The sequence below is a fragment of the Bradyrhizobium sp. P5_C11_2 genome (genome assembly GCF_054049755.1).
Map to the genome: position 1 here is coordinate 1 of NZ_JBFULT010000753.1, position 2,942 is coordinate 2,942.

The 2,942-nt window shown below is 60.3% G+C and carries 3 protein-coding genes and 1 pseudogene; 3 read left to right on the top strand and 1 reads right to left on the bottom strand.

Features of this window, described 5'->3' with window-relative positions:
• Window positions 1-132: pseudogene (locus tag ACXJL8_RS38025) on the top strand (polysaccharide deacetylase family protein); the annotation flags it as partial.
• 86 nt (window positions 133-218) lie between these two features.
• Here ACXJL8_RS38025 and ACXJL8_RS38030 read toward each other — a convergent pair.
• Window positions 219-605, bottom strand: coding sequence for a hypothetical protein (locus ACXJL8_RS38030; protein WP_456620875.1), 387 nt, complete (start codon window positions 603-605; stop codon window positions 219-221).
• A 362-nt stretch (window positions 606-967) separates the two neighbouring features.
• On the opposite strand from ACXJL8_RS38030, the gene ACXJL8_RS38035 reads away from it, so the two are divergent.
• Together ACXJL8_RS38035 and ACXJL8_RS38040 are read left to right on the top strand one after the other, a co-directional pair.
• Complete coding sequence (locus tag ACXJL8_RS38035; protein WP_456686705.1) at window positions 968-2,290, top strand: tyrosine-type recombinase/integrase; 1,323 nt, start codon at window positions 968-970, stop codon at window positions 2,288-2,290.
• A 370-nt stretch (window positions 2,291-2,660) separates the two neighbouring features.
• A partial coding sequence (locus tag ACXJL8_RS38040; RefSeq protein ID WP_456686706.1) for a hypothetical protein occupies window positions 2,661-2,942 on the top strand: 282 nt, incomplete at its 3' end.

Genomic DNA, 2,942 nt, shown 5'->3' on the forward strand with positions numbered 1-2,942 from the left:
GTCGTGCAGATGAAGGCCAAGACGACCTTCCAGACGCTGCCGGAATATGACGAGGCGCTGCTGAAGGATCTGAAGGTGCCGACCTCGAGCGCGCGTCCGATCGGAAGCGTGGTGCAGACGGTCTCGCAATAACCTCGGATCAAATCGCTCTATCTCAATACGGGTCATGGCCGGGCTCTTGCCCGGCCATTGGCGTTTCGGGGAAGGAAAATCGCCGCTTACCAGTAGATGCCGTGGCGATGCAGCTCGCTGATGATGCGGCCTTCGGTCCAGGTACGCTTGTGCTTCGGCTTGTTGACTTTCGCCGTGGTCTTCGGCGCAGGCTGCGTTACGGTCGCGGCAGGCGCTGAAGTCGTCGTGGTTGCGGCGGGAGCCGGTGCCGCGGCAGGCGCAGGGGCCGAGATCGCCGGCGGACGGTCGACATATTTCGGAGCTTCGGTGACGGGTGCGGCTTCACTCACTTGCGTCGTCGCGGCAATTGTCGCCGTCGCTTGCGGAGCCGAGGCCTGTTCGCTCGCCGCGGCCAGCGACAGGCTGCGTGGGCCCGCGGCCTGGGCGGATGCGGAAGCCAGGACCATGGCGGTCACCAGAATGATCTTGCGCATGTGAAATCTCCCCGTGTTGGCGTGACCGGGACGCTATGGGAGATACGCGCCACATTATGTGATCGCGATCACGCAGGCGACCGAACGATCTTGAACTCGCGCACGCTCATGCCAGCTGGATGCGTTGGTTAAGACGCTTGTCTGTGATGATCGGATGAATTCGGGGCGCTGGTGCCGCAAGAGGGATTCGAACCCCCGACCCCGTCATTACGAATTACAAGGTCCTGAATTTCAGACCTTTGATTGAGATTTCTCAAAGTCCAAAAGTTTAGTTGTTTCAGGCTGATATAGTGCTACTGTGGTTCCGCGGATGTGCTGTATATTTCTGATTCGTGGTTCCGCAGTGGTCCCGTGGTCCCCGAATGTCGACTTTTCAGATTACCAAGCGGCTCATCGATAACCTCGCGCCGCAGGAGCGCGAGTACTTCATATGGGACACCAATCTAGCCGGGTTTGGGGTTCGTGTTCAAACCACCGGGGCCATGTCCTATGTGGTGAAGTACCGAGCCGGCAGCGGTCGAGYCGCGCCCACCCGCAGAATCACCTTGGCCAGGATAGGCACTCTGACACCGGACGAAGCCCGCTCATTGGCCAGGAAGACGCTCGCCTCCGTGGCGCACGGGGCGGACCCAGCCGCCCTACGGGCTGCAGAAAAGCGTGCAGCCACCCTTTCAGACGTCGCCGAACGCTTTCTGACCGAGCACGTCGAGGCGAAGCGCTCACAATCGTCTGCAAGCTCTTACCGGCGGTTGCTCGAAACGCTTGCCCTGCCTGAACTGGGCGCTCGCAAGGCGGAGAAGATCACCTCGGCGGACATTCAGCGGCTTCACAGCAAACTCAAGGCCACACCTTACCAGGCGAACCGGCTGCTACGGGTGCTTAGCAGTTTATTCGCGTTCGCCGCCAAAGACCACGCCGTACCACCCGGATTCAACCCCTGTCGAGGTATCGAGACGTTCCCTGAGGAGGGGCGAGAACGATACCTCACGACCGATGAGCTGAACCGGATCGGGGAGGCCATTCGAGAGGCGGAAACTATCGGCTTGCCGTACGACGTCGATGACGAGAAGCCCACCGCGAAACACGCCCCGAAGCCCGCCATGCGCCGAACGGTCATGGGGCCTTTCGCAGCCGCAGCACTTCGATTGCTTATCTTCACGGGCGCTCGACTGCGAGAAATCCTTCATCTGAAATGGGAGGAGGTCGACTTCGAGCGCGGACTGTTGCTCCTGCCGAAGAGCAAGACGGGCAAGAAGACGATAGTGCTGAATGGACCTGCGTTGGAGGTGCTGAAATCGATCCCGCGAACGGGCAAGTTTGTCATAGCCGGTACGTCGGCAGGCGAGGACGACGAAAAACCTCGGGCAGACCTGAAGAAACCTTGGCGAGCTGTCGCAAGGCGCGCCGGATTGGAAGGGGTGCGCATTCACGACCTGCGTCACACCCATGCTTCCGTTGGAGCAGGAGCGGGCCTGGGACTTCCGATCATCGGCAAGCTGCTCGGGCACACCCAAGCATCTACGACTCAGCGGTACGCCCATCTGGATACAGACCCGCTTCGCCGCGCCTCTGACCACATTGCGAACCATTTGGCGCGAGCAATGGGCGAACCGAGTACGTCGCCCGGCACGCCGGAACCCGCACCTCTAAAGAAAAAAACGAGGAAGAAGATTGCCCGCACGTAGTACCCGCGGTCCCGAGCCGTTGCCGCCATTCGACTTTGATCCGTCACTGATCGCGGGCCTCCTGCACCAGCTATCCGGCCTGAGAAAATTTCGGGCTGGGGCACCTGACGCCATAGCTGCCGGCAAAGACAAAGCCGCTCGCGAAGCCCTCGCGGCCGCGGCGCTGCTAGTCCATCTGACAGCTGGGTGGGCTCTGGACCATCAGCGCGGGCTTGCAACTAGCGGCCTTCGGCCCACAGCAGGTCAGAACGAGGACAGCCCGTTGCATGATACTCACACCCACGAGAGGGACGCCGCTTACGAACTCCGCCCAGTGGAGGGGCGGCATTACCTTCTGAATTTGTTGCTCACGATGGGCACAGGCCTAGGAGTGCCCAAAGATGTAATCGAGGCTCTCGAGGCGCTGGATTTTGGTCAAGTGCTATCGCCGTTGGATCCAGCTCCAAACGGCGATCGCCTAGGACTCACTACGCGAAGAGCACGCCTGGCCGCGATAGCTTACGTTGAATACGAATATGAAAAGACCGGGGTCAAAAAAGAGCGCATTTGGGCGGACGTGGCGAAAGCTTTTGCTACCAATATCGAGAGCATGAAGGATTGGCGGGCAGAGCTTCGCAAGACCCTTGGGAACGACCAGGTGAAGGAATTGCTG

Excerpts from the sequence above, each read along its gene's own strand:
- ACXJL8_RS38030 (WP_456620875.1), bottom strand. The coding sequence starts at position 605 with ATGCGCAAGATCATTCTGGTGACCGCCATGGTCCTGGCTTCCGCATCC.